This window comes from Streptomyces sp. NPDC055103, assembly GCF_053607625.1.
This window is the reverse complement of the sequence record NZ_JBSGTX010000031.1, coordinates 19,136-40,877: the sequence shown is the minus strand read 5'-3', so window position 1 is coordinate 40,877 and position 21,742 is coordinate 19,136. Positions and strand designations below refer to the sequence as shown.

Genomic DNA, 21,742 nt, shown 5'->3' with positions numbered 1-21,742 from the left:
GAAGTGGAACCGTGGGCAGAGGCTGCGGGGGCCTGGGATCGATTCGCCATGGGGGGATCCAGCGCTCCGGTCGTCGGGGGAGTTCGGGTACGGACCGACTGTAGTCGTCCGCCCGAACGCCCATACCCGCCCGGTACCTTGCCCTTTCAGTACCTCGCTTCCCGGCCCTGCCGGCCCAACCGGCTGTGGCCGCGCCCGTACAGGAAGTACACGACGATGCCGATCACCATCCACACGGCGAAGCGGAACCAGGTCTCGCCCGGCAGGTTGAGCATCAGCCAGAACGAGGCGGCGATGGAGAGGATCGGCAGCACGGGCACCCACGGGGTGCGGAAGGCGCGCGGCAGGTCGGGGCGGGTGCGGCGGAGCACCATGACGCCGACGGCGACGACGACGAAGGCGAAGAGCGTGCCGATGTTCACCAGGGTCGCGAGCTCGTTGATGCTGGTGAAGCCGGCGACGATGGCGATGATCACACCGAGCAGGATCGTCGGGCGGTACGGCGTCCGGAACTTCGGGTGCGTGACGGAGAAGAAGCGGGGCAGCAGGCCGTCGCGGCTCATCGCGAAGAAGACGCGGGTCTGACCGAGGAGCAGGATCAGACAGACCGTGGTGAGGCCGACGGCGGCGCCGAAGCTGATCACGCCGGCGTAGAAGGGATGCCCGGCGGCTTTGAAGGCGTCGGCGAGCGGGGCGCTCACGGACAGCTCGGTGTAGTGCTGCATGCCCGTGACGACGAGGGCCACGGCCACGTACAGCACGGTGCAGATGAGGAGCGAGCCGAGGATGCCCCGGGGCATGTCCCGCTGCGGCAGCTTGGTCTCCTCGGCGGCGGTGGCGACCACGTCGAAGCCGATGAAGGCGAAGAAGACGACCGAGGCGGCGGTGAAGATGCCCATCACGCCGAAGTTGGTCGGTTCGTAGCCGAAGAGGAGCTGGACGAGCGGGGAGTCCCAGTTGGAGCCGCCGCCCTCGGGGGTGACGGCGGGCGGGATGAAGGGCTTGTAGTTGTCACCGACGATGAAGAACAGGCCGGCGACGATCACGATCATCACGACGGTCACCTTGATCGCCACGACGACCGCGGTGATCCGGGCGGAGAGCTTCATGCCCAGGACGAGGACCACGGTGAGCACCAGGACCAGTACGAACGCCAGGATGTCGAAGCTGCCGCCCGCTGTGTCCGGGCCTTCCAGCGCGGCCGGCAGATGCCAGCCGATGTTGTCCATCAGCGAGCGGACGTAGCCGGACCAGCCGACGGCGACCACCGCCGTGCCGAGGGCGAACTCCAGGACGAGGTCCCAGCCGATGATCCAGGCCGGCAGCTCGCCGATCGAGGCGTACGCGAAGGTGTACGCCGATCCCGCCACCGGAACCGTCGAGGCGAACTCCGCGTAGCAGAGAGCGGCGAGGGCGCAGACGATGCCGGCCGCGACGAAGGCGAGGGCCGTCGCCGGTCCCGCGTTCTCCTTGGCCACCTTGCCCGTCAGGACGAAGATGCCGGTGCCGATGATGACGCCGACGCCGAAGACGGTCAGATCCCAGGCCGACAGGGATTTCCTGAGCGCGTGCTCGGGTTCCTCCGTGTCGCGAATCGACTGTTCGACCGACTTGGTCCGGAAGATTCCGGAGTTCGCCCGTGGCTGCTGGTCCGTACTCACCTTCGTACCTCCATGCCATGGAGCTGCCCGCTCTCTGGTCAGAATGCACGCGAAAGGGCCGATCGGCACTCCGAAGAGTGATCCGATCGGCCCAAAGGTGACGCCAGGTGATGGAGTTCGTCAGTCGCGCGCGGGCTCCACGGCCTTCGCGCTGGTCTCGAACCGACCGTCAAGACGCGAGACCAGGCCGGTGACCTGCCGGGCGATGTCCGGCGCGGTCAGCCCGATCTCGGCCATGACCTCGCCGCGCGAGGCGTGGTCGAGGAAGCGCGGCGGGATGCCGAAGTCCCGCAGCGGTACGTCGACGCCGGCGTCGCGCAGCGCCTGGGCGACGGCCGAGCCGACGCCGCCGACGCGGCTGTTGTCCTCGACGGTGACGACGACCCGGTGACGCTCGGCGAGCGGGGCCAGGGCCTCGTCGACGGGCTTGACCCAGCGGGGGTCGACGACCGTGGTGGAGATGCCGTGACGGTCGAGCAGATCGGCGATCTCCAGGCACATCGGGGCCAGCGCGCCCACCGAGACCAGGAGGACGTCGGGCGTGTCGGTGCCGGGCTCGCGAAGCACGTCCATGCCGCCGACGCGGCGCAGGGCGGGCACGGCGGGGCCGACGGCGCCCTTGGAGAAGCGGACGACGGTCGGGGCGTCGGTGACCTCGACGGCCTCGCGCAGCTGGGCGCGGACCTGGTCGGCGTCGCGCGGCGCGGCGAGCCGCAGGCCCGGGACGACCTGGAGGATCGACATGTCCCACATGCCGTTGTGGGAGGCGCCGTCGGTGCCGGTGACACCGGCCCGGTCCAGGACGAAGGTGACTCCGCACTTGTGCAGCGCCACGTCCATCAGGACCTGGTCGAAGGCGCGGTTGAGGAAGGTCGCGTAGACCGCGAAGACGGGGTGCACCCCACCGGTGGCGAGGCCGGCCGCGGAGACGGCGGCATGCTGCTCGGCGATGCCGACGTCGTACACCCGCTCGGGGAAGGCCTTGGCGAACTTGTCGAGGCCGACGGGCTGGAGCATGGCCGCGGTGATCGCGACGATGTCCTCGCGCTCCTTGCCGAGCTTCACCATCTCCTCGCCGAAGACCGAGGTCCAGTCGGCGCCCGAGGAGGCGATGGGCAGGCCGGTGTCGGGGTGGATCTTGCCGACGGCGTGGAAGCGGTCGGCCTCGTCCTGGAGGGCCGGCTGGTAGCCGCGGCCCTTCTCGGTGAGGCAGTGGACGATGACCGGGCCGCCGAAGCGCTTGGCGCGGGTCAGCGCGGACTCCAGGGCCTCGATGTCGTGGCCGTCGATGGGGCCGACGTACTTGAGGCCGAGGTCCTCGAACATGCCCTGCGGGGCGATGAAGTCCTTGAGGCCCTTCTTGGCGCCGTGCAGGGTCTCGTAGAGCGGCTTCCCGACGACGGGGGTGCGCTCCAGGATGTCCTTGCCGCGGGCGAGGAAGCGCTCGTAGCCGTCGGTGGTGCGCAGGGTCGCCAGGTGGTTGGCGAGGCCGCCGATGGTGGGCGCGTACGAACGCTCGTTGTCGTTGACGACGATGACGAGCGGGCGGTCCTTGGCGGCGGCGATGTTGTTCAGCGCCTCCCAGGCCATGCCGCCCGTGAGGGCTCCGTCGCCGATGACGGCGACGACGTGGTCGTCCTTCTTCAGGACCTCGTTGGCCTTGGCGAGGCCGTCGGCCCAGCCGAGGACCGTCGAGGCGTGCGAGTTCTCGATCACGTCGTGGTCGGACTCCGCCTGCGAGGGGTAGCCGGAGAGGCCGCCCTTCATCTTGAGCCGGGAGAAGTCCTGGCGGCCCGTCAGCAGCTTGTGGACGTAGCTCTGGTGTCCGGTGTCCCAGAGGACCTTGTCCTTCGGGGAGTCGAACACCCGGTGCAGGGCGATGGTCAGCTCGACCACACCGAGGTTGGGGCCGAGGTGCCCGCCGGTCTTGGAGACGGCGTCCACGAGGAACGTCCTGATCTCGTCGGCCAGCTGGTCCAGCTGTTCCGGGGAAAGCCGGTCCAGATCTCGCGGTCCCCTGATACGGGTCAGCAGAGCCACCCGTGCCTCCTTGCGTTTGAGCTGGTCGAGCTTGCCGATTTGTCGAGTCTAATGTTCCGTCTTGGATCTCGGGCATCGGGCCAGGGGGTGAGGCGTCACCCTCATGGCGGACGGTCCGCTGATCTGTACGGCTCTGCGCGTGGATCTGTACGGCTCCGTGCGTGGATCCGTACGGCTCCGTGCGTTGATCTGTACGGCTCTGTACGTAGATCTGTACGTAGATCTGTACGGGATCCGTGCGTGCATCCCGTACGGGCGGTGCACTGCTCCGGACGCAGCAGTGCCCGGCGCCGGTTTCGCGGCGCCGGGCGGTGTGGCGAGCGTTACGCGCGGGGTGGCCCTACGCGCGGCCGGCCGTCTTCTGCGTACGGCGGGAGACCGAGTCGATGATCACGGCGATGAGCAGGACCGCTCCGGTGATCATGTACTGGATCGCGTTCGAGGACAGGTTCATCTGGTTGAGGCCCTGGACGATCGACTGGATGACCAGGATGCCCAGGAGCGCCGACCAGACCTTGCCGCGTCCGCCGAAGAGGGACGTGCCGCCGATGACCGCCGCGGCGATGCACATCATCAGCTGGTTGCCGCCGCCGAGGGAGCGGTCGGCGCCACCGGTCGCGGAGGCCAGGAAGAGACCGCCGATCGCGCCCATGGTGCCGGAGACCATGAAGACCGAGATCCGGATCCAGGAGACGTTGATGCCGGCGCGGCGGGCTGCCTCGATGCCGCCGCCGACCGCGAAGACCTGACGGCCGTACGTGGTGCGGCGCAGCACGAAGTCGGTGACCAGCAGGATCACCAGGAAGATCACCAGCGAGAGCGGGAGGCCCTGCTCCTGGTTGAAGCCGTACGCGGCGACGAGGACCAGGACCGCCAGGACGGCGGTGCGCAGGATGATCTCGCTCTGCGGGCGGTGCGGGAGCTCCGCGGCCTTGCGGCGGCGGGAGTCGCGCAGCTGGGCCAGGTAGAAGGCGGCGACGACGGCCACGGCGAGGCCGTAGGCGGCGGCGACGTCGGAGAAGTAGTACTTCGTGAGGTCGCCGACGAAGCTGCCGATCGGGGTGGGGATGGTGGAGCGGTCGCCCATCACCCAGGTCTGCAGACCGGCCCAGCCGAGGAAGCCGGCCAGGGTGACGACGAAGGCGGGCACGCCGATCTTGGCGAACACCAGGCCGTGGAAGGCGCCGATGAGGGTGCCGGAGAGGATGCCGAGGACGATCGCGAGGCCGTCCGGCATGTCGGTGCCGAGGACGCCCCAGACCGCGCCGGCCAGGCCCGCCACGGAGCCGACGGCGAGGTCGATCTCGCCGAGCAGCAGGACGAAGACGATGCCGACGGCCATGATGCCGGGACCGACCGCGTACAGCGTGATCTGGTCGAGGTTGTACGAGGTGATGAAGTTTCCGGTCAGCGCCTGGAAGACGATGCCGATGACGATCAGGCCGACGACGACCGGCAGCGAGCCGATCTCGCCGGAGCGCATCTTGCGCTTGAACTCGTCGACGTAGCCCTTGAAGCCCTGCTGGCGGACCAGGAGGCGGGGGTCGACGGCGGGGATCGCGGCGGAGGCCGCCTCGGTCACCGGGGACTCCTCGCTCGTGCGGGGGTCCGGCACGGCGGCCTCGTCGCTCGCGGGCCGCGGGGTCTGCGGGGTCGTGCTCACTTCGCTACCTCCGCGTTGCGCGCCTGGCGACGGGTCACGGCGTTGTCCGTGGCTCCCGTGATCGCGGCGATGATCTCTTCGTGCGTGGTGGTGGCCACCGGGAAGGTGCCGTTGTTCCGGCCGAGGCGCAGCACGGCGACGGTGTCGGCGACGGCCTTCACGTCGGCCATGTTGTGGCTGATGAGGATGACGCCGAGGCCCTGCTCGCGCAGCCGCTCGACCAGGTCGAGGACCTGCGCGGTCTGCTCGACGCCGAGGGCGGCGGTCGGCTCGTCCAGGATGACGATCTTGGGGTTGCCGACGAGGGCGCGCGCGATGGCGACGACCTGCCGCTGGCCGCCGGAGAGGGCGGCGACGGGGATGCGGACGCTGGGGATGCGGATGGAGAGGGTCGAGAGGAGGTCCTTCGCCCGCTTCTCCATGGCGACCTCGTCGAGGACGCCGCCCTTCTTGATCTCCCGGCCGAGGAACAGGTTGGCGACGACGTCGAGGTTGTCGCAGAGCGCGAGGTCCTGGTAGACGGTCGCGACACCGAGGTGCTGGGAGTCCTGCGGGCGGTTGATGTCGACCCGCGCGCCCTCCCACTCGATGACGCCCTCGTCGATGGGGTGCACGCCGGCGATCGTCTTGACGAGCGTCGACTTGCCCGCTCCGTTGTCGCCGACGAGCGCGACGACCTCTCCTGCGTGGACTTCGAGATCGACACCGGAGAGGACCTGAACCGCTCCGAACCGCTTGAAGATCCCGCGCAACGCCAACACGGGCGTCTGGGACACGTGAACCAACTCCTTCGCCACCGGTGCGGCGGCGGGCATGGCGCGCCGCCCGGGCGGCGCCGAAATCTGAGGGGGGCTTGCACGTCCGGCTCCCGGACCGACAGCGGGGTCTGGGTCGGCCGGGAACCGGACGGCGTGGGTGGGACGGGTCCCGTTCGTGGCGCGTCTCCGCCGCACGGTCCTTCACCTCTTGCACGTGGCGCCCGGCCAGGAGGCCGGTCGCACGGGCGGGGAGGCGGGGACGGGGCGGTCGTACGCGGGCCCACGGGGGTCCGTCGCCGGGGAGCCGGGCCTCGCGCGATCCCTGCCCCGCGGGGCTCGGGAGGAGGCCCGGGGGTTACTTGATGCCCAGCTCGGTGCACTTGGCGGCGAGGTCCGCCGTGCAGATGTCGGCGGCCTTGTAGATGCCGTCCGCGATCACCGTGGACTGGATGTTGGTCTTGTCGACCACGACCGGGGCGAAGAGCGTGGAGGGCACGCCGTCGGTCTGGCCCTGCGCGCCGACCTCCTTGCCCTTGAGCAGGTTCACCGCGAACTTGGCGGCCTCGGGGGCCAGCTGGAGCGGGGACTTGTAGATCGTGAAGGTCTGCGAGCCGGCGACGATGCGCTGGACACCCGCGACCTCGGCGTCCTGGCCACCGACCGGGATGTTCTTGACGCCGGCGTTCTCGAGGGAGGTGACGACGCCGCCGGCCATGCCGTCGTTGGCGGAGTAGACGGCGCCGATCTTGTCCTTGCCGAGCGAGGAGATCGCGGCGGACATCTTCTCGCCGGCGATCTTCGGGTCCCACTCGCCGGAGGCCTCGTAGGCGATCTTGCCGACCTTGCCGTCGAGCGCGGTGTGGGCGCCCTTCTTGAACAGGGCGGCGTTCGGGTCCTTCTCGTCACCGTTGATCATCACGACGTTGGCGGTGGCGGCCTTGGCGCCGAGGGCGGCGATCAGCGCCTGGCCCTGGAGCTCGCCGACCTTGTTGTTGTCGTGGCTGACGTAGGCGTCGGCGCCGGGGACGGCACGGTCGTACGCGACGATCTTGACGCCCTTGGCCTTCGCGTCCTTGACCCAGCCCTCGGCCTTGGCCGAGTCCACCGGGTCGAGCGCGATGACCTTGACGCCGTCGGCGATCAGCTGGTCGAACTGCTGCTTCTGCTTGACGACGTCGGCGACGGCGTTGTTGTACACGATCTCGCAGTCGGAGCAGGCGGCCTTGACGGCCTTCTCGAACTGGGGCTTGTCGAGGGCCTCGTAGCGCGAGGTCTTGTTCTCGGGAAGGAGCAGACCGATCTTGGTGGTGCTGCCCTTGTCTTCGCTGTCACCGCCACCGGCCTGGCCGCAGGCGGCGAGCGAGAGGGCCATCGAGACCGCGGCCGTGGCTATGACGGCGCGACGCGTCACTGCGTTCATTGGGGTTTGCCTCCCTGACGAGGCCGCGACGTTGCGGCCGAGGATGCACGAAGTCAACTCGGCCGCAACACCGTCGTCAAGAAGTAAATCCTTAACGAGATGACAACGGTGGTGTTCGTTATCTAAGTGAAGGCAGGAGTGGAGGTCAGGGCGGCCGCCGGCAGGGGGCTGTCCAACAGGGTCGAATCGCCCATTTCGCTCAAGGCGAGGGCGAGGGCGCCGAGCACCTCCGCGCGCCCGCCGAGCGCCCCCTGGGCCAGCGAGAGCTGCCGGGCCGCGCTGGGGATCGCGTACCGCGAGACGGAGTCCCTGATGGGCGCGAGCACCAGCTCACCGGCCTCGGCGAGGTCGCCGCCCAGCACCACCCGGCTGGGATTGAGGAGGTTGCAGAGGTTGGCGATGCCGCTGCCGATGTGACGGCCGACGTCGGCGATCACCCGGCGGCAGCCGGGGTCGCCCGCCCGGGCCAGCTGGACGACCTTCTCCATGGTCAGGTCCGGGCCGTGGCTGGGCTGGAGGAGCGGCAGGACGTAGCGGGCGGCGGTGAAGGTCTCCAGGCAGCCGCGGTTGCCGCAGCGGCAGACCGGTCCCGACTCGTCGAGGGTGATGTGCCCGATCTCACCCGCGGTGCCGCCGGGCCCTCGGTAGACCCGCCCGTCGATGACGAGGCCGGCGCCGACACCGCTGGCCACCTTGATGTAGGCGAGGTCCTTGACGCCCCGTCCGCTCCCCCAGACCAGCTCGCCGAGCGCGCCGAGGTTGGCGTCGTTGTCGACGTGCACGGGGACGCCGAGGCGCCGGGAGAGCTCCTCGGCGGGGTTGATGCCGCTCCAGCCCGGCAGGATCGAGGTCGAGCCGAGCCTGCCGGAGGAGACGTCGATGGGGCCCGGTACGCCGAGGCCGACGCCGATGACCTTGTCGCGGCCGATCCCGGTGGCCTCGATCAGCCGCGTGACCAGCTGTTCCGCCCGGTCGAAGCCCTCGGCCGCGGAGGCGTCCACGTCCATGGGTTCGGACTCCTCCGCCAGGACCTGATGGGCGAGGTTGCCGACGGCGACCCGCAGATGGGTGTGGCCGAAGTCGACGCCGATGACGATGCCGGCGTCCCCGGAGAGCGAGACGCTGCGGGCCCTGCGGCCCCCCGCGGACGTCGGGGTGACCTCGACCGTCCCGCCGTCCTTCAGCTCCCGCACGATGTTGGAGACCGTGGCGGCGGACAGGCCCGTCGTCCTGGCGATCTCCGCCTGGGTGAGCGAGCCGGCCATGCGCACCGCCCGGACGACCCGTTCGAGATTGGCCCTGTGCAGAGACGTCTGCGACCCCGGAGTCTCCATCGACTCACTCACTCCCACCGTTTTCTCCAACATGTGAACCCTAAGGGGACGCTTTCGGCTTGCTCCCCGTCAAGACCTTGAGCGGTGGGCTTGGGGTGTCACGGCACACGAAGGGCCCCCGGCGCGGCGGCGCCGGGGGCCTTTCGGGTCGGGATCGGAGGGGAGTCCGCGGGAGGCGGGCTACTTCACGGCGCCGGCGGTCAGGCCGGCCACCACCTGCCGCTGGAAGATGATGTACGCGGCGAGGACCGGCAGCATGGCCATCACCAGACCGGCGAAGAGGCCGGACCAGTCGCCCTTGTAGCCCTGGCTGACCGCGAGCTGCACGAGGCCCTGGGAGAGCACCTTCTGCTCCTGCTCCGTGTTGAGCACGGTCGGCAGCAGGTACTGGTTCCACTGGCCGAGGAAGTTGAAGATGCCGACGCTGATCAGGCCGGGCTTGGCCATCGGCAGCATGACCTGGAAGAAGGTCCGGGTGTGCGAGGCGCCGTCGATGCAGGCCGCCTCCGCCACCGAGCTCGGCAGAGTGCGGAAGAAGGCGGTGAGGAAGAAGACCGTGAACGGCAGCGAGTACGCGATGTAGACGACGATCAGGCCGTGCAGCGTGTTGAGCAGGGCCATGTTCTGCATCACGTAGAAGAGCGGCACGAGCGCCAGGATGATCGGGAAGCTCATCCCTCCGATGAAGAGGAAGTAGATGAAGCGGTTGCCCGGGAAGTCGAAGCGGGCCAGCACGTAGGCCGCCATCGAGCCGAAGAGGAGCGTGCCGATGAGCGAGCCGCCGACCACGAGGATCGTGTTCAGGAAGTATTCGCTCATGTGCGCGTCGGTCCAGGCACGCGACCAGTTCTCGAAGTGCAGCTTGTCGGGCAGCGACCACGGCGCGGTGAAGATCGCCTTGTCGGTCTTGAAGGAGGTCATGACCGCCCAGAGCAGCGGCATGACGACCATGATCGCCCAGATGATCAGGACCCCGTGCGAGAAGACGTTGAGGACCCCGCCCTCACGCTTCGGCTCCTTCTGCGCGACGGGGGCCGTCGTCTTGATCGGAGCGGTGTCCGCGCCGCCCGGGGAGCCGGGGGTCTTGTCGAGGCCGGTGGAGGCCGTGTCGGTCGTCTTCATCAGAACTCCAGCCGCTCGCGCCGGCCCACCTTCATCACGAGGGCCGCGAAGGCCAGCGTGACGAGGAGGAGCGCGACACCGATGGTCGTTGCGTAGGCGGCCTGACCGTCCCGGAACGCCTTCTGGTACACGTACAGCGGAAGGACGATGGTGGAGTAGTCGGGCCCGCCGCCGTTGGGGCCGACGGTCATGATCTGGACGACGGCGAAGGACTCCGCGCCGAGCGCGAGGATGCCCATGTAGATCCACCCGGACTGCACGGTGTCCCAGAGCAGCGGCAGGGTGATCTTGAAGAAGGTGGTGAAGCGGTTGGCGCCGTCGAGCAGGGCGGCCTCGTAGAAGTCCCTCGGAATGGAGGCCATACCGGCCGAGAAGAGGACGACGAAGAAACCGACCGTGGACCAGACGAGAACCACCATCACGCAGATGAGGGCGAGGTCCGGGTCACCCAGCCAGTCCGGCTGGACACTGCCGAGACCGACGAGCTTCAGCGCCGAATTGATGGCTCCGCTGTTCGGGTTGTACGCGAACTGGAAGAGCAGCGCGACGATCACGATCGACAGCACCTGCGGGAAAAAGTACACGATCTTGTAGAACGATGATCCGCGCACTCCCGCGATGGCCGCTCCCCGGCGGCGCCGACCGCCGACATTGAGCATGAAAGCGAAGAACAACGCGAGTCCGACGGTCACCAGAGGCAGGACCACGGCGAGGGTCAGACTGTGCTGGAGCGATTTCCAGAAGATCTCGTCGTCCAGCATTCTGCTGTAGTTGTCGAATCCGACCATTCCGAATTCGGGACTCAGTCCGGTCCAGTCCGTGAACGAGTAGTAGATGGACTGGATGAACGGCCAGATGACGAAGAGCGCGTAGAGCGCGAGGGGTGCTGCCAGGAACCCCACGATGAAACGGTTCTTGCCGTGCTGCATTCCTACCGACCCCGATCTTCCCGCGGAGGCGCGCCGCCGGTGCCGCGCGCGAAGGAACCGGGGCCCGCTCCCGGTCGGCGGGAAGGGGCCCCGGCACTGCTCACTGGTGCTTGTAGTGCTTGATGCTCGAGTCCTTGGCCGCCTCGTCGGCGAACTTCTGGATCTTCTTGATCGTCTCGGCCGGGGTCGCGCGGCCGGCCATCATCTCGCCGATGCCGGCGACACCGATCTTCTCCTTCTGCAGGGCCACGTACCAGTCCTGCAGACGCGGGTTGACGACGTTCTGGCCGGCCTTCTGCAGAGCGGCGACACCGGACTTGAGGCCCGGGGTCAGCTCGATGCCGTCGGTGCCGCCGTTGAAGGCAGACAGGGACTTCACGGACTGCGTGAAGTTCTTGGACGAGGCCTCGCTGAGCATGATGCGCAGCTGCTCCATGCCGCCCTCGGCGTTCGCCGCCTTGGCCGGGACGATGAAGGGCTCGCCGCCGGAGGCCCACATGGTGCCGAAGGGCATCTTGTCGGAGGCGTCGAGGCCGCTCGGTGCGGAGACGGCCAGGTCGAAGTCGGCCGGCATGGTCTTCGCCGCCTCGTTCTCGACCCAGGAGCCGTTCGGGATGAAGAGCGCCTTGCCCTCGGTCCAGGCGGTCTGCGACTGGATGTGGTCGAGGCCGGGGGTGCCCTTGAGGATGTAGCCCTTGCGGTAGAGCTCGTAGTACGCCTCGAAACACGCCTTGACCGCGGGGTGCTCCCAGGCCTTCGGCTCCAGGTTGTCGATGGCGTCCAGGACCTCGCGGCCGCCGACCTTGCCGATCATCGGGTACAGCGAGAAGGGGAGGTAGTACGGGTGCTTGCCCGCGTACGTCCAGCCGGCGATGTTCTTCTTCTTGGCCTTCTCGCAGACGGCCAGCATCTCGTCCCAGGTCTCGGGGTACTTCGCGTCGAGGGAGTCGAGCAGCTTCTGCGAGTACCAGACGCCGTAGACCGTGTAGGCGTAGTACATGACCCACACCGGAGCGCCGTCGAACTGGCCCATCTCGACGATGCCGGGCCGCAGGGTGTCGCGGACCGTCTTCTTCGGGTCGTCGATCGACGGCGAGTCGAGGAGCGGGGTCAGGTCCATCAGCTGCTTCTGGCCGACGAGGACGCCCATGTCCATCTGCTCGGCGCCGGAGTTGTCGATGAGGTCCGGCGGGTTGCCGCCGTTGAAGCGCGGCTGGAGGACGGTCGTGATCTTCTGGGTGGGAGTGAACTTGACCTTGGCCTTGGGGTAGTTCTTCTCGTAGATCGTGATCGCGTCTTTGGCGTACTGCTGCCCGAAACCGCCGTCGAAGAGGACGAAGTCGAGCGCCGCCGACTCGTTCACCCCGAGCGGGTTCTTTTCGGACTTCGTACCCTTCTCGACCTTTTCGTTGCCGTCGCCGCTGCTGCTCGCGCAGGCGGAGAGGAAGCCCATCGTCGGAACCGAGATCAGACCGATCGCCGCGGAACGCTTGATCAGGTCACGACGGCCGAGGCCGCCCTCATTGGTGTGTGCGGAGGTGGATCCCATGCTCAAGTCCTCGCCTTCATTCAGGACTCAGGCGGTGTACCGGTCGCCCGTACTCACTCGCCACAGGCGAAGGGCCCCGCCACCGCGGTCATTTGCAGCCGGGTCGTGCACGCGTCGGGCCGTCGTCGGAGTGTTCCGACTGGCTGGACGCCGACAGGTATAGTCCACTTCCCTTCACCTGAGCAAGATCGAAAGCAGGTTTCAGCAACCATCTTTCCCGAGTTGAGACCTCCGGGATAAGCGCGCCGAATCTGCGGCGTTTCGTCCAACCGTTGGCCCTGTAACACCCTTGACAGCACATCAGACCTCCACATATTGGAGGCCCTGTCGCGGCATTGGTGGGATCGAACCCTGGCGACAGGGGGGGTTGGCGGGGCAAAGGCGGACATATGTCCGAGAGGGAAACAGTAGTGTCACAGACCCACCCGGAAGTGAGGATTCCGTGAGGAGGATCCGGGATCATCGGAGTCTCGCCGGCCTCCGTCTCATGGCGGAGACAGGGCGGAACCTGCCTGGTTTCCTACGCATCTGGAGTGTTACGTGGCCAACTCTTCTGGCCTGAACCGCACGGGTTTCCTGTCCCGTGTCACGGTCGCGGCGATAACGGCCGCCCTGGTGGGCACCACGACGGCCGCGGTGGCGGCGGAGCCGGGACCGGCCATCGCCTCCGCCCCGCAGGCCGCGAACGCGACGGCCTTCTCGGCAGCCGCGGCGGCGCCGTACAACAACCTCCACGGCGTCAACAGCGCCGGCACGATCTGGGGATACACCCCGGTCGGCGGAGGCAACATCCAGCGCCTCGCGAACAACAGCGGCACGAACTGGACGGCCTACAAGCACTTCACCCAGGCCGACATGAACGGGGCCGACGGCGCCGACGGCATGTACGCCATCCGCTCCGACGGCCGCCTGCACTACGGCAGCTGGGGCGGCCCCATCCGGGACCTCGGCCCCGGCTGGAACACGTACAACAAGGTCTTCTCCGCCGCCAACACCGGCGGTGGCGTGGCCGACGACCTCCTCGCCCGTGACAGCTACGGCGTGCTGTGGCACTACCTGGGCTACGGCAACGGCGCGCTGACCCAGCGCGTCCGCATCGGCGGCGGCTGGAACACCTACACCCAGATCGCCGGCAAGGGCGACGTGTCCGGTGACGGCCGGGCCGACATCGTCGGCCGCGACTCCTCCGGCGTGCTGTGGCTGCACAAGGGCACCGGCAACTACAAGGCGCCCTTCGCCACCCGCACCCGCATCGGCAGCGGCTTCAACTACCACAACCTCCTGGTGTCCTCGGGCGACCTGACCGGCGACGGCCGGGCCGACCTCGTCGGCCGCGACTACTCCGGCGCGCTGTGGCTGTACAAGGGCAGGGGCAGCGCCACGACCCCGTACAGCAGCCCCGTGAAGATCGGTTCGTCCGGCTGGAACAGCTTCCGCGCGATGTTCTGATCGGCGGCCGCGAGGCGCAGCGAAAGGGCCCCGCTCCTCTTCCGAGGAGCGGGGCCCTTGTCCGTCACCGGATCCGGCGCTGGTGTCAGCCGCGGATGAGGTTGCGGAGCACGTACTGCATGATGCCGCCGTTGCGGTAGTAGTCCGCCTCACCGGGGGTGTCGATGCGGACGACCGCGTCGAACTCGACACCGGTGTCGGTGGTGACCTTGACCGTGCGCGGGGTGGTGCCGTTGTTCAGCTCGGTCACGCCGGTGAAGGAGAAGGTCTCCTCGCCGGTCAGGCCGAGGGACTCGGCGTTCGCGCCCTCCGGGAACTGGAGCGGCAGGACGCCCATGCCGATGAGGTTCGAGCGGTGGATGCGCTCGTACGACTCGGCGATGACGGCCTTGACGCCGAGCAGCGCGGTGCCCTTGGCGGCCCAGTCGCGGGACGAGCCGGAGCCGTACTCCTTGCCCGCCAGGATCGCGAGCGGGGTGCCCTGCTCGATGTAGTTGCGCGAGGCGTCGTAGATGAACGCCACCGGCGCGTCGGCCTGGGTGAAGTCGCGGGTGAAGCCGCCCTCGGTGCCCGGCGCGATCTGGTTGCGCAGGCGGATGTTGGCGAACGTGCCGCGGATCATGACCTCGTGGTTGCCTCGGCGCGAGCCGTAGGAGTTGAAGTCACGACGCTCCACACCGTGCTCGGTGAGGTACTTGCCGGCCGGGGTGTCGGCCTTGATGGCGCCGGCCGGGGAGATGTGGTCGGTGGTGACCGAGTCGCCCAGCTTCGCCAGGACGCGCGCGCCGACGATGTCGGTGACCGGGGTGGTCTCCATCGTCATGCCCTCGAAGTACGGGGGCTTCCGGACGTAGGTGGACTCGGTGTCCCACTCGAAGGTGTTGCCGGTCGGGATCGGCAGCGCCTGCCACTGGGCGTCGCCCGCGAAGACGTCCTGGTAGGACTTGTTGAACATGTCCTCGCCGATGGCGTTGGCGACGACGTCGTTGACCTCGGCCTCGGACGGCCAGATGTCCGCCAGGTAGACCGGCTTGCCGTCCTGGTCGATGCCCAGGGCGTCCTTGGTGATGTCCACCTTCATGGAGCCGGCGAGGGCGTACGCGACGACCAGCGGCGGCGAGGCCAGGTAGTTCATCTTGACGTCGGGGTTGATGCGACCCTCGAAGTTACGGTTGCCCGAGAGCACCGAGGTCACGGCCAGGTCGTGCTCGTTGACGGCCTTGGAGACCTCCTCCGGCAGCGGGCCGGAGTTGCCGATGCAGGTGGTGCAGCCGTAGCCGACGAGGTTGAAGCCGACCTTGTCGAGGTACGGGGTGAGACCCGCCTTGTCGAAGTAGTCGGTGACGACCTTCGAGCCCGGGGCGAGGGTGGTCTTGACCCACGGCTTGCGGGTCAGGCCCTTCTCGACGGCCTTCTTCGCGACGAGCGCGGCGGCGACCATGACGTACGGGTTCGAGGTGTTGGTGCAGGAGGTGATGGCCGCGACCGTCACCGCACCGTGGTCGATCTCGTAGGTCGAGCCGTCGGGGGCGGTCACGGTGACCGGCTTCGACGGGGCGCCGTTCGGGTGGTTCGCCGGGGCGTCGGAAGCCGGGAAGGACTCCTTGCCCGCCTCGTCCACCTCGTCGACGTAGTTGCGGACGTCCAGGGCGAACTGCTGGGCGGCGTTCGCGAGGACGATGCGGTCCTGCGGGCGCTTCGGGCCGGCGATCGACGGGACGACCGTCGAGAGGTCGAGCTCCAGCTTCTCGGAGAAGTCGGGCTCGGCGGCCGGGTCGAGCCAGAGGCCCTGCTCCTTGGCGTACGCCTCGACGAGCGCGACCTGCTGCTCGGAGCGGCCGGTGAGCTTGAGGTACTTCAGCGTCTCGCCGTCGATCGGGAAGATCGCGGCGGTGGAGCCGAACTCCGGCGACATGTTGCCGATGGTGGCGCGGTTCGCGAGGGAGGTCGCGGCGACGCCCTCACCGTAGAACTCGACGAACTTGCCGACGACGCCGTGCTTGCGCAGCATCTCGGTGATCGTGAGGACCAGGTCGGTGGCGGTGGTGCCGGCCGGGAGCTCGCCGGTCAGCTTGAAGCCGACGACGCGCGGGATCAGCATGGAGACCGGCTGGCCGAGCATCGCGGCCTCGGCCTCGATGCCGCCGACGCCCCAGCCGAGCACACCGAGGCCGTTGACCATGGTGGTGTGGGAGTCGGTGCCGACGAGGGTGTCCGGGTACGCCTGGCCGTTGCGGACCATGACCGTACGCGCCAGGTGCTCGATGTTCACCTGGTGGACGATGCCGGTGCCCGGGGGGACGACCTTGAAGTCGTCGAAGGCGGTCTGGCCCCAGCGCAGGAACTGGTAGCGCTCCTTGTTGCGGCCGTACTCCAGCTCGACGTTCTGGCCGAAGGCGTCCGCGGTGCCGAACTTGTCGGCGATGACGGAGTGGTCGATGACCAGCTCGGCCGGGGAGAGCGGGTTGACCTTCGCCGGGTCGCCGCCGAGCTCCTTGACGGCCTCGCGCATGGTGGCGAGGTCGACGACGCAGGGCACACCGGTGAAGTCCTGCATGATCACGCGGGCGGGCGTGAACTGGATCTCCTGGCTCGGCTGAGCCTGCGAGTCCCAGCCGCCGAGCGCCCGGATGTGGTCGGCGGTGATGTTCGCGCCGTCCTCGGTGCGGAGCAGGTTCTCCAGGAGGACCTTCAGGCTGTAAGGGAGGCGCGCGGAGCCCTCGACCTTGTCCAGCTTGAAGATCTCGTACGACTCGTCGCCCACGCGCAGCGTGCTGCGGGCGTCGAAGCTGTTCGCCGACACGACAGTCTCCTTCATCAATGTGCGCGTACTACCGTCATGCTGCCGCCACGGCCCCTCGCCGATCCGCTAAGGTAAGGCTTAGTTAGGGAACCCTTACCGGGCAGGCGGCCACGGTGCGCCGTAAGCAGTTATCTCGATGTCGAGATAACTCTAGTGCATCCCCGCCGCTCGGTCATGCCCGGCCGCCCCTGAGATCCGTGGTGGCGCGCGTCACCTCGGGCGGGGGCTGACGACTGGCGCGCGAGGGTGCGTCGGGGGATTGCGCCTGAGTCAGGGGGTTGGGCCCGCCTCACGGAGTGGAGACGAGCTCGCCGAGCCGCGGGGCGAGCCACGGCCTGCGGCCGCCGGCCCGCATCCGGCCCTGCGCGATCGCCTTCCAGATCGGCGTACGGCGGAAGGAGACCAGCAGGAACGTGGTGGGCGCCACCGTGATCCTGCAGTCGTAGGCACACGGCGGGGCGTCGCGCGTCACCGTCATCGCCCCGTCGTCGACGACGACCGCCAGCCGCGGGCCACCCTTGACGACCAGGTCGAACGCGATGCGGACCCCGCGTGACTTCCCCGAGTCCAGGGCCAGGGCCATCATCGTCGGCATCGACTGCCCGATCACCAGGCTCGCCTCGTCCGGGCCGATCGGCCACGGAAGCCGGGCGCCGCGCGCGATGTCCAGCCCGTGCACGAGGGTCTCGCTGAGCATCAGACCGGTCACCACCGCCACCGTGAGCGTCGCCCCCGGCCCATACCAGGGCGCGGTGACCGGGGCGTCCGGGGCGAGGCCCTCGGTGACCCGCAGAAAGGCCTCGCCCCGTTCGACGACGAGGTCGCCGAGCCGGGCGCGCCCGTCGCCGTCGAGGAGGCCGACGGAGGTGGCGTTCATGACCGTGATCCGCTCGACGAAGGGCAGGTCACCGGGCGGCAGGACACCGTCCCAGTCCATGGCCCCGTCGGCGGAGACGACGGCGCCGTACGCGAGGTACACGGACGTGAGGTGCGCGCCGACGTCGCCCACGGTCCACACCGGGACACCGGAGGGCGCGTCCAGGTCGGGGACGTCACACAACAGCCGCGCGAGCCGCGGGATCGCGGCGGCCAGCGCGGCGCGGGTCTTCCGGTGCTCGGCGACAGGATCGAACGTCGTGACGGTGGCCATGCCACTCCCCCAAGCTGCGGACGGGCCCGCAGATTACCGCCGAGTAGCACGCCGGCGACAGACCTCTGCGGACACGAACGGGCTGCAGACGAACGGCCGGGCACGAATCGCGGCGCGCGAGCCGCCCCGCCCGAATCGCCCCGCCCGAATCGCCGCGCACGAATCGCCGCGCACGAACGGCCGCGCACGAACGGCCGCGCACGAATCGCCGCGCACGAACGGCCGCGCACGAATGGCCGGAGGCACCCGAAGACCCGAGGATCGAGTCATGTTCAACGGCGCGCACGTGATTCTCTACACCCAGGACGCGGAGGCCGACCGCGCGTTCCTCAAGGACGTCCTCGGCTTCGACCACGTGGACGCCGGCCGCGGCTGGCTCATCTTCAAGCTGCCACCCGCAGAGTTCGCCGTACACCCCACGGAGGGCGAGCCGAAGCACGAGGTCTACCTCATGTGCGACGACATCACCCGCACCCTGACGGACCTGGAGGACCGGGGCGCCGAGATCTCACGCCCCATCACCGACCAGGGCTGGGGCCTGCTCGCGGCCATCCGTCTGCCGAGCGGTACCGAACTCCCCCTGTACGAGCCGCGTCACCCGACCGCGCACACACTGTCACCCTGACGGCCCACCCCAATGGAGATCGTCATCTCATATCTGAGATAACGTGACGCCATGGCAGACGACTACCTCGTACGCATCGGCAAGCTCATCCGTGACGCCCGGCAGCACCGCGGCTGGACGCAGACGCAGCTTGCCGAGGCACTGGCCACGAGCCAGAGCGCCGTCAACCGGATCGAGCGCGGCAACCAGAACATCAGCCTTGAGATGATCGCCCGGATCGGCGAGGCACTCGACAGCGAGATCGTGTCCCTGGGTTACGCGGGCCCCATGCACCTCCGCGTCGTCGGGCGCCGCCGGCTCTCCGGAGCCATCGACGTCAAGACGAGCAAGAACGCCTGTGTCGCGCTGCTCTGCGCCTCGCTCCTCAACAAGGGCCGCACGGTCCTGCGCCGGGTCGCCCGCATCGAGGAGGTCTTCCGGCTCCTGGAGGTCCTCAACTCCATCGGGGTGCGCACCCGCTGGATCAACGACGGCGTGGACCTGGAGATCGTGCCGCCGGCCGAGCTGGACATGGAGTCCATCGACTCCGAGGCCGCCATCCGCACCCGCTCGATCATCATGTTCCTCGGCCCGCTGCTGCACCGCATGGACCGCTTCAAGCTGCCGTACGCCGGCGGCTGCGACCTCGGTACGCGCACGATCGAGCCGCACATGATCGCGCTGCGCCGCTTCGGCCTGGACATCACCGCCACCGAGGGCATCTACCACGCCCAGGTCGAGCCCTCGGTCTCCCCCGACCGCCCGATCGTCCTGACCGAGCGCGGCGACACGGTGACCGAGAACGCGCTGCTCGCCGCGGCCCGCCACGACGGTGTGACGGTCATCCGCAACGCCTCCTCCAACTACATGGTCCAGGACCTGTGCTTCTTCCTGGAGGCGCTGGGCGTCCGGGTCGACGGCATCGGCACCACCACCCTGACCGTGCACGGCGTGCCGCAGATCGACGTGGACGTCGACTACTCCCCCTCCGAGGACCCGGTCGAGGCGATGAGCCTCCTGGCCGCGGCGGTCGTCACCGAGTCGGAGCTGACGATCCGCCGGGTCCCGATCGAGTTCATGGAGATCGAGCTCGCGGTCCTGGAGGAGATGGGCCTCGACCACGACCGCTCGGCCGAGTACGCCGCCGACAACGGCCGCACCCGCCTCGTCGACCTGACGGTCCGCCCCTCCAAGCTGGAGGCGCCGATCGACAAGATCCACCCGATGCCCTTCCCGGGCCTGAACATCGACAACGTCCCCTTCTTCGCGGCCATCGCGGCCACGGCGCAGGGCAAGACCCTCATCCACGACTGGGTCTACGACAACCGCGCGATCTACCTCACCGATCTCAACCGCCTCGGCGGCCGCCTCCAGCTCCTCGACCCCCACCGCGTCCTGGTCGAGGGCCCCACCCGCTGGCGCGCCGCCGAGATGATGTGCCCCCCGGCCCTGCGCCCGGCGGTGGTCGTCCTCCTGGCCATGATGGCGGCCGAGGGCACGTCGGTCCTGCGGAACGTGTACGTCATCAACCGCGGCTACGAGGAACTGGCGGAGCGCCTCAACTCGGTGGGCGCGCAGATCGAGATCTTCCGCGACATCTGACAGACCGTCAGGCAATCGCCAGTGCAACCAACTTGACCTGCGACAATGCGCAACGGTGGGAGGTGTGGCGTGCCCCGTGGGACTTCTCTGGGACTTTGCGCCCGAGTCGGAACTCTACGGGGCCGCCACCCTGAGGGAGAGCCGTCCGCTCCAACGAACGGTCGCGGGATACGTCTCGGTTCGTCAGACCGGTTCGACGTCGGGTTCTCCGCATCCCATGTGTCCAGGATCAGAGGTCAGGAGCGACTCTGGGCGGTTGCGCCAAAAGCCTTGAGGCGTATCCGTCATGTGCGTCGCCTGGTGCCGACGGTTGCTGACCTTGTACAACCGGGCCGCCATGACACGTGGCGTGCGCCGCATTGTTTCAACGAACCGAAGTGGTCGACCTTGCCTTCACATCGCTCCAAAACGCTTTAGAGTGCAGGTTGTTGACGGCGTGTGAGCGATCTGGCGAGGACGCGCCAGCGCGGTTGCCGGACTCGCCGGAGGCTGTGCGGCCGCTGACGGTGTCCGCTCTGGTGGACGGTCGGGACCGGGTAGAGGTTGCCACTCTGTTCAAGGTGCCGGTCAGGGCCGTGGACAACTGGTGGGCGAAGTGGCAGGCCGGCGGCCGGGACGTGCCGCTGCCCCGCCCGCGAGGCCGCCGCGCGGGTGAGCACCAGGTCCTGTCCGGGCCGAGCAGGACGCCGCCCGACAGGCGGCCCTCGATCACGTCCCCTCCGGCGTGGGACTTTCGGGCTGTGGACACGGGAGCAGACAGGCGTACTGATCTTCAAGCTGTACCGGGTCCGTTTCACCGAGCCTGAGGTGGGCAAGTACCTCAGACGCTGGGGGCTGACATTCCAGCGTCCGGACAAGCGGGCGGTCGAGCAGGACCCGGAATCGGTCCGCCTCTGGCACGGGAAGACCTGGCCGGCGATCCGGGCCGAGGTGAAGGCGGAGAACGCCGAGGGTCTCTTCGGTGATCGGGTAGGGGTCCGATCGGACCAGGTCACCGGCCGCACCTAGGGCGCCAAAGGCACGACTCCCATCGTCCGCCGCACCGGGAACCGCTTCTCCGTGAACACGATGTCCGCGATCAGCACCCACAGCCGGATGCGCTTCAGGCCTTCACCGAGTCGTTCGAAGCGAAGGTCACGTGCCGCTTCCTCGCACGGATCGCCGGACACTTCGACCGGAAGGCCCACTTGCACGTCGACCGGCACCCGGCCCACCGCTCGAAGAGCGTCCGGCCCTGGCTCGCCGACCATCAGGACGACATCGAGCTGCACTTCCTGCCTTCGTACTCACCCGAGCTGAACCCGGACGAGCTGGTCAACACCGACCTCAAGCTCAGCCTGCCCCCACACCCATCGGGCCAGGAACCAGTCCGAGCTCGCCGCCGAAACCCGCAGTTCCTTCCACCGGCTCCAGCGTCAACCGCACATCGTCCGCAGCTACTTCGGCGGCCCGCACGCCCGCTACATCTCGGAGGAGAACCCTCTGAGTTTCTGATCAAGATACGCCGAATTCCGCTCGGTCGACGAGGCGCGGCGGGCGGCGAAGGAGCTGCCCGAGGGATGGTTCCGGGGGGGGGCAGGAACTGAACGGGGAGTTCGACCGCCGAGTGCCGTTCGAAGACCTTCCCGCATGGCTCGTAGGCGTCCTGGGGGCGGGCC

The 21,742-nt window shown here is 68.6% G+C and carries 17 protein-coding genes; 6 read left to right on the top strand and 11 right to left on the bottom strand.

Features of this window, described 5'->3' with window-relative positions; all coding sequences use genetic code 11:
• Positions 1 to 146: 146 nt before the first annotated feature.
• The 9 genes from ACWFR1_RS20595 to ngcE form a co-directional block, all read right to left on the bottom strand.
• Positions 147 to 1,661 (bottom strand): amino acid permease, encoded by a 1,515-nt coding sequence (locus ACWFR1_RS20595; RefSeq protein ID WP_453553131.1) that lies wholly within the window; start codon positions 1,659 to 1,661, stop codon positions 147 to 149.
• A 120-nt stretch (positions 1,662 to 1,781) separates the two neighbouring features.
• Positions 1,782 to 3,701 (bottom strand): 1-deoxy-D-xylulose-5-phosphate synthase, encoded by a 1,920-nt coding sequence (gene dxs, locus ACWFR1_RS20590; protein WP_453553129.1) that lies wholly within the window; start codon positions 3,699 to 3,701, stop codon positions 1,782 to 1,784.
• Between the two features lie 340 nt (positions 3,702 to 4,041).
• Positions 4,042 to 5,316 carry a sugar ABC transporter permease gene (locus tag ACWFR1_RS20585; protein WP_453553232.1) on the bottom strand — a complete coding sequence of 425 codons (1,275 nt, stop codon included), beginning with the start codon at positions 5,314 to 5,316 and terminating at the stop codon, positions 4,042 to 4,044.
• Between the two features lie 44 nt (positions 5,317 to 5,360).
• A complete protein-coding gene (locus ACWFR1_RS20580) occupies positions 5,361 to 6,140 on the bottom strand; it encodes an ATP-binding cassette domain-containing protein (protein ID WP_453553127.1) in 780 nt (259 codons plus the stop codon).
• Positions 6,141 to 6,477: 337 nt separating this feature from the next.
• Complete coding sequence (locus tag ACWFR1_RS20575; protein ID WP_453553125.1) at positions 6,478 to 7,542, bottom strand: sugar ABC transporter substrate-binding protein; 1,065 nt, start codon at positions 7,540 to 7,542, stop codon at positions 6,478 to 6,480.
• A gap of 122 nt (positions 7,543 to 7,664) precedes the next feature.
• A complete protein-coding gene (locus ACWFR1_RS20570) occupies positions 7,665 to 8,876 on the bottom strand; it encodes an ROK family transcriptional regulator (RefSeq protein WP_453553123.1) in 1,212 nt (403 codons plus the stop codon).
• A 180-nt stretch (positions 8,877 to 9,056) separates the two neighbouring features.
• Complete coding sequence (locus ACWFR1_RS20565) at positions 9,057 to 9,998, bottom strand: carbohydrate ABC transporter permease (RefSeq protein WP_453553121.1); 942 nt, start codon at positions 9,996 to 9,998, stop codon at positions 9,057 to 9,059.
• Positions 9,998 to 10,927, bottom strand: a complete 930-nt coding sequence (locus tag ACWFR1_RS20560) for a carbohydrate ABC transporter permease (RefSeq protein ID WP_453553119.1) — start codon at positions 10,925 to 10,927, stop codon at positions 9,998 to 10,000. The genes ACWFR1_RS20565 and ACWFR1_RS20560 overlap by 1 nt, the downstream gene beginning before the upstream one ends.
• A gap of 100 nt (positions 10,928 to 11,027) precedes the next feature.
• Positions 11,028 to 12,476, bottom strand: coding sequence for an N-acetylglucosamine/diacetylchitobiose ABC transporter substrate-binding protein (ngcE, locus tag ACWFR1_RS20555; protein ID WP_453553117.1), 1,449 nt, complete (start codon positions 12,474 to 12,476; stop codon positions 11,028 to 11,030).
• A gap of 540 nt (positions 12,477 to 13,016) precedes the next feature.
• Here ngcE and ACWFR1_RS20550 point away from each other — a divergent pair.
• Positions 13,017 to 13,925, top strand: a complete 909-nt coding sequence (locus ACWFR1_RS20550; protein ID WP_453553115.1) for an FG-GAP repeat domain-containing protein — start codon at positions 13,017 to 13,019, stop codon at positions 13,923 to 13,925.
• Positions 13,926 to 14,010: 85 nt separating this feature from the next.
• On the opposite strand, the gene acnA is transcribed toward ACWFR1_RS20550, so the two are convergent.
• Both acnA and ACWFR1_RS20540 read right to left on the bottom strand, forming a co-directional pair.
• Positions 14,011 to 16,728 (bottom strand): aconitate hydratase AcnA, encoded by a 2,718-nt coding sequence (gene acnA, locus ACWFR1_RS20545; protein ID WP_453553113.1) that lies wholly within the window; start codon positions 16,726 to 16,728, stop codon positions 14,011 to 14,013.
• Positions 16,729 to 17,017: 289 nt separating this feature from the next.
• Positions 17,018 to 17,878 carry a maleylpyruvate isomerase N-terminal domain-containing protein gene (locus tag ACWFR1_RS20540; protein WP_453553111.1) on the bottom strand — a complete coding sequence of 287 codons (861 nt, stop codon included), beginning with the start codon at positions 17,876 to 17,878 and terminating at the stop codon, positions 17,018 to 17,020.
• 268 nt (positions 17,879 to 18,146) lie between these two features.
• Here ACWFR1_RS20540 and ACWFR1_RS20535 point away from each other — a divergent pair, with 268 nt between their 5' ends.
• The 5 genes from ACWFR1_RS20535 (at position 18,147) to ACWFR1_RS20515 (ending at position 21,670) form a co-directional block, all read left to right on the top strand.
• Positions 18,147 to 18,503 (top strand): VOC family protein, encoded by a 357-nt coding sequence (locus ACWFR1_RS20535; protein ID WP_453553109.1) that lies wholly within the window; start codon positions 18,147 to 18,149, stop codon positions 18,501 to 18,503.
• A gap of 51 nt (positions 18,504 to 18,554) precedes the next feature.
• Complete coding sequence (locus ACWFR1_RS20530; protein WP_453553107.1) at positions 18,555 to 20,084, top strand: helix-turn-helix domain-containing protein; 1,530 nt, start codon at positions 18,555 to 18,557, stop codon at positions 20,082 to 20,084.
• A gap of 344 nt (positions 20,085 to 20,428) precedes the next feature.
• Positions 20,429 to 20,890 (top strand): helix-turn-helix domain-containing protein, encoded by a 462-nt coding sequence (locus ACWFR1_RS20525; protein ID WP_453553105.1) that lies wholly within the window; start codon positions 20,429 to 20,431, stop codon positions 20,888 to 20,890.
• Positions 20,823 to 21,092, top strand: a complete 270-nt coding sequence (locus ACWFR1_RS20520; protein WP_453553230.1) for a helix-turn-helix domain-containing protein — start codon at positions 20,823 to 20,825, stop codon at positions 21,090 to 21,092. The genes ACWFR1_RS20525 and ACWFR1_RS20520 overlap by 68 nt, the downstream gene beginning before the upstream one ends.
• Positions 21,065 to 21,670: a transposase gene (locus ACWFR1_RS20515; RefSeq protein WP_453553228.1), complete on the top strand. Its 606-nt coding sequence runs from the start codon at positions 21,065 to 21,067 to the stop codon at positions 21,668 to 21,670. Before ACWFR1_RS20520 ends, ACWFR1_RS20515 begins: the two co-directional genes overlap by 28 nt.
• The last annotated feature ends 72 nt before the right edge of the window (positions 21,671 to 21,742 follow it).

What these genes read in the sequence shown, in the direction of transcription:
- ACWFR1_RS20575 (WP_453553125.1), bottom strand. Translation starts at nt 7,542, where the DNA reads ATGAACGCAGTGACGCGTCGCGCCGTCATAGCCACGGCCGCGGTCTCG.
- ACWFR1_RS20570 (WP_453553123.1), bottom strand. Translation starts at nt 8,876, where the DNA reads ATGGAGACTCCGGGGTCGCAGACGTCTCTGCACAGGGCCAATCTCGAA.
- ACWFR1_RS20565 (WP_453553121.1), bottom strand. Translation starts at nt 9,998, where the DNA reads ATGAAGACGACCGACACGGCCTCCACCGGCCTCGACAAGACCCCCGGC.
- ACWFR1_RS20560 (WP_453553119.1), bottom strand. Translation starts at nt 10,927, where the DNA reads ATGCAGCACGGCAAGAACCGTTTCATCGTGGGGTTCCTGGCAGCACCC.
- ngcE (WP_453553117.1), bottom strand. Translation starts at nt 12,476, where the DNA reads ATGGGATCCACCTCCGCACACACCAATGAGGGCGGCCTCGGCCGTCGT.
- ACWFR1_RS20540 (WP_453553111.1), bottom strand. Translation starts at nt 17,878, where the DNA reads ATGGCCACCGTCACGACGTTCGATCCTGTCGCCGAGCACCGGAAGACC.
- ACWFR1_RS20535 (WP_453553109.1), top strand. Translation starts at nt 18,147, where the DNA reads ATGTTCAACGGCGCGCACGTGATTCTCTACACCCAGGACGCGGAGGCC.
- ACWFR1_RS20530 (WP_453553107.1), top strand. Translation starts at nt 18,555, where the DNA reads ATGGCAGACGACTACCTCGTACGCATCGGCAAGCTCATCCGTGACGCC.